We start from the raw sequence: 4616 nt of genomic DNA, 5'->3' as shown, positions 1-4616 counted from the left end.
CAACTAAATTCAGATGGAGTTAAAACTCCACCTGAATAAGTTATCATTTTATGGGTATACTATAGTGAAAATCAAAAAACTTGGAAGATAGGCTTTATTGCCTGAATTGAGGTAAGGTAAATCAAAAAATATGGCATTTACTTTTTGTTATGTTTATGGTATATGGAAGGAAGATATGTTTCTCTGGAGCAGCTGATGGGTAAGGAGGAGCTGGAGGGGAATATAACGGATACTGATTTATTGCAAAAATAAAATGTTCTGGGGTATGTGAATAATTCAATTCATATTTTTGGAGGGATAATATATGCGTTTTATACACACAGCGGATTGGCATTTGGGGCGGACCCTTTATAACCGTCCCATGTTGGATGATCAGAGGGCGGTATTGGATGAGCTGCTGAAGGTGGCAGCGGAGAAGAAAATCGATGCACTGTTAATCGCAGGGGATATTTTTGACCGTTCCAACCCGCCGGGGGATGCCATCGAGCTTTTCAACTCGGTTTTGGCCCGGCTGAAGGATTTGGGCATTAAGGTGCTGTTTATTGCCGGCAATCATGATGGTGCCCAGCGAATTGATTATGGCCGCCAGCTTATGGCAGCCAGCGGTGTATATACCAGGGGAATTGTGGCTCAGGGCATGGAGCCCGTAGTTCTGGAGGATAAATTTGGCCCGGTTTATTTTTCCCTTATTCCTTATGTGTCTCCGGAGATCGTGAGAGAGGCATTTACTGATGAAGAGAGACTGGACTTCAATACTGCCAATAAAATCATGGTGGAGGATGCCAGAAGGCTCATTCCTGATGGCGTACGCAGTGTGGCTGTGGCCCATGCCTTTATTACCGGTGGCAAAACATCTGACTCTGAGCGGGAGCTTTCAGTAGGAGGGGCAGCCAATGTGGATTATCACATTTACGATGGATATAATTACGTGGCTCTGGGTCATCTCCACGGACCCCAAAAGGCGGGAAGGGAGCATATCCGCTACAGCGGTTCCCTGCTGAAATATTCTATTGATGAGCAGCATCAGGATAAAGGGGTCCTGCTCATTGATATGGATGGCGAAGGGGAGATTTCCCTTGAGAAAATCAAGCTGCCTGTGCTTCATGATGTGCGGGTGGCAGAGGGTCTTATTGAAGACCTGGAAAAGCTGGATGTGTCCGAGGATTATGTGGAGGTACGGCTGAAGAATGACTATTCAGTGATGAGTCCGGCAGATCGCCTTAGAAGCGTTTTTCCAAATCTGTTGACGGTTGTGCAGAATGAGTATGCTGTAGATGTGAATAATGAGTATAAGGTGAATTTCCGCGGCCGTACCTATGGGGATCTCTTTCAGGAATTTTATAAGAATGTTACAGGCCGGGATATGAATGAGGCTGAATTGAATTTTTTAGACAGAGTTATAAATAGAGTTGAGGGGGCGGATGAATAATGCGACCGATTAAATTGGAAATGCAGGCCTTTGGTTCCTATCTGGAAAAGACAGTTATAGATTTTGACAAGCTGGGTAAGGATGCTTTGTTTCTGATCAATGGCGCAACAGGCTCCGGCAAATCCATGATTACAGATGCCATGGTTTATGCTCTGTATGGAAAGACCAGATTTTCAGAGAAAAGTGCTGTTTTGGCTGATATACGCCACTCACTGGCTAAGGCTGAGGACCAGACTTATGTGAAATTCACCTTTGAGCTTGGGGATATTGTTTATCGTGCAGAGCGCAGTCTGGTGGTTCCAAAGTCAGAAGGCGGAAATATAACCCAAAAATTCAAGTTGTTTAATGTTACGGCCAATGAAGATGTAAAAAAAGTGACTAATAAAATGATCGAAGAAATGTTGGGCTTTAACGCACAGCAGTTCAAGCAGGTTATTCTTCTTCCCCAGGGAAAATTCCGGGAGCTGTTGGTAACAACATCGGGGGATCGTGAGAAAATGATGAATGATATCTTCAAAACCGGAATCTACGATCAGATCAGCAAAGCTTTAAAGGATGAAGTGAAAAAGCTGAATGCTGACAAGAAAGATCTGGAAAGTCGCAAAAATGAGCTCCTGGAAAATGAGGTGTCCGTTGAAAAAATCAATGAAAAAATCAGCGATGCCAGTGGTAAATTGGAGAATTTCGAGGCAGAGAAGGCCCTTCTTTCCAAGCAGCGTGATGAATCTAAAAAAGAATATGATAGGGCTGTGCAGTTAAAGAACGATATTGATGAGTTAAGCAAGGTACAGCAGGAGCAGCAGGAAAAGGAAGGTCTCAACCCGACCATTAACAAGGAGAAGGAACTGCTGAATAAGGCTGAAAAGGCTGCTGTAGTAGAGGTGTACTACAACAATCGAAGCCAGCTTACCCGCCGGTCTGCTGAGCTGAAGGAAACTGTAAAAAAACAGGGCAAGGAACTGGAAATCAAGGAGGAAGCCCTGAAGATTGCCGCTCAGCGTGAAAAAAAGGCACAGCAGCTGGAAGGAAAGGCCAAGGAATATCGGGCCCAGGAAACCAAGCTGCAGCAGGAAAAGAAACTCCTTGAAAAGCTGATGGAAGATGTGAAAAAACTCAGAAAACAGTATCGCGAGGCAGAGGCTCATTATGCCAGTGCTAATGCGGATGTGAAGACTTATACAGAGGCTGTGACTCAGGGGGAAACCAAAAAGCAGGAGCTGGAGAAGGAAAAGCATGATGCCGAATTGGCTGCTGTTAATGAAAGTGCTTTAAAGCTCAGCATTGAGAATATGAACAAGCAGAAGAAGCTCTTCGGTGAAATTGATAAACTGACGGAGCAGTTGAAGCAGCTGGATGAAAATAGGCAGAAGCAGGAGGTGGATTTGGAGGCCTGTGAGGCTGCTGTGAAGAAGCTCACCAATGATTTGGAGGCTGCGCGGGAGCTGTTCCAGCATGGACAGGCCGGTTTCCTTGCCAAGAGCCTGGAGGATGGGAAGCCATGTCCGGTCTGCGGCTCAATCCATCACCCAATACCAGCGGCACTGTCTGATACAATTCCAGACAAGAAGGAAATTGAGAAGAAGCAGAAGGCTTTGGATAAATCCAACAAGGAATATAGCGACAAGAAATTGCAGCTCAATAATCTGGAAAAGGATATGGAAAGCACCACTAATTCTTTGACAGAGAAAAAAGCCCAGCTGCCTGAAGGCTGTTCCGAGGATAAGCTGAGAAGTGATTTGAAAGCTGCCCAGAAGGAATACGAGGCGGCCCGGGAAGCCGGCAAAAAAATTACTGTCTTGGACGAGAATATCAAGGCGGTAACTGAGGCTTTCCTGGAAAATCAGAATAAGCTGAAAGAGGCCCAGGAGAGCTTTGATAAGCTGCAAAAGGAACTGGTACAGGTGAAGAGCCTTCGGGATGACAAGGAAAAGGAGTTCCCAGATGGTGAGGAAAGTCTGGAAAAGCTCACAGAGGAGATCCAGAACTACAAGGACAAGTACACTACCTTGGAGGGGGAAATCAACGATGCCAAAGAAGCATTTGAGAAGGCTGGTACCGAGGTGGAAAAAACCAAGGCTTCTCTTGCTGTTAACAAGGAGCAGGATGCAAAGCTGGATGGGGATTTGGCCAAGGCAATCAAGGAATATGAGGCCGAGCTACAGAAGAATGGTTTTGCTGATGAAGCTGCTTATTTGGCCATTATGGAAAATAAGCTGGTAAATACACCAGAGGCCAGAGGAAAAATGAAATCAGTCCATGAGAAATACAAGGAGGCCTGCATCAAGCTGGAGGAAAGGGCCGCTGTGTTGAAAAAAGCCATTGGTAAGGAGGAGATGCCGGATGTGGAGTCCCTTAAATCCAAGGCTGATGCGGCTGAACAGAAATTGCAGGAGAGTATCAGTCTGGCCGGGGCGGCTCAGAAAACCCTCAAGGATTTAAAGGATAAGGCCAGCCGCTTGCAGGAAATTGAAACAAAGCTGCAAACCATTTATAAGGATTATGAGGTAGCCGGAACATTGGCAAATGTGGCTGACGGAACAGTGTCAGGTAATAAGCTGTCCTTCCAGAAGTATGTACTGCGTTCCCTTATGTACGATGTTCTCGTTCAGGCCAATCGTCGGTTGATTGTCATGAGCCGCAATCAGTACGAGCTGCGTCAGCAGTTGAATGGTGATGGACTGTCCATGGAGGTGTTTGACAATACCTCCGGCAGTAATCGTCCAGTGGAATCACTCTCTGGTGGTGAGAGCTTCCTGGCATCCTTGGCCATGGCCCTTGGCCTTGCAGACGTAATCCAAAACTATAGCGGTGGTATCCGCATGGATGCCATGTTCATTGATGAAGGCTTCGGTACCCTGGATCCAGAAACCCTTGATATCGCCATGAAAGCCCTGCTGAAGCTTCGTGCATCAGGCCGTATGATTGGTATCATCTCCCATGTGGAGGCCCTGAAGGAGCGCATTGACAGGCGTATCGATGTGGTGAAGGACCCGGAAAAGGGCAGCAGGGTGAAGCTTGTGTGCTAAAACAAAGGCCCAGACAGGATTATTTTCCTGCCTGGGCTGTTTTAGTGATGATACATTCAGCAGCTTTTATAACGAGCTTTTAAGATGTCCCCCACCTCTTTAGGTGGGGGGGAAACAAACTACAACAGCTGGCGAGCATATCTCCCAGTGCGGACGTATCA

2 protein-coding genes are annotated in these 4616 nt (G+C 46.3%); both read left to right on the top strand.

The annotated features are described in order from the left end of the window. Positions 1-304: 304 nt before the first annotated feature. On the top strand, positions 305-1429 hold the full coding sequence (locus Q0Y54_RS11695; protein ID WP_297968147.1) for an exonuclease SbcCD subunit D: 1125 nt from the start codon (positions 305-307) through the stop codon (positions 1427-1429). Continuing rightward, positions 1429-4455, top strand: coding sequence for an SMC family ATPase (locus Q0Y54_RS11690; protein WP_297968144.1), 3027 nt, complete (start codon positions 1429-1431; stop codon positions 4453-4455). Before Q0Y54_RS11695 ends, Q0Y54_RS11690 begins: the two co-directional genes overlap by 1 nt. The last annotated feature ends 161 nt before the right edge of the window (positions 4456-4616 follow it).

This window comes from uncultured Anaerovibrio sp., from assembly GCF_947302755.1.
Taxonomy (GTDB): domain Bacteria; phylum Bacillota; class Negativicutes; order Selenomonadales; family Selenomonadaceae; genus Anaerovibrio.
Note: the sequence above shows the minus strand (reverse complement) of the source record. Positions and strands in the feature narration are given on the sequence as shown.

Bases quoted from the DNA above. Each gene is read 5' to 3' on its own strand.
- Q0Y54_RS11695 (WP_297968147.1), top strand. From the start codon at position 305: ATGCGTTTTATACACACAGCGGATTGGCATTTGGGGCGGACCCTTTAT.
- Q0Y54_RS11690 (WP_297968144.1), top strand. From the start codon at position 1,429: ATGCGACCGATTAAATTGGAAATGCAGGCCTTTGGTTCCTATCTGGAA.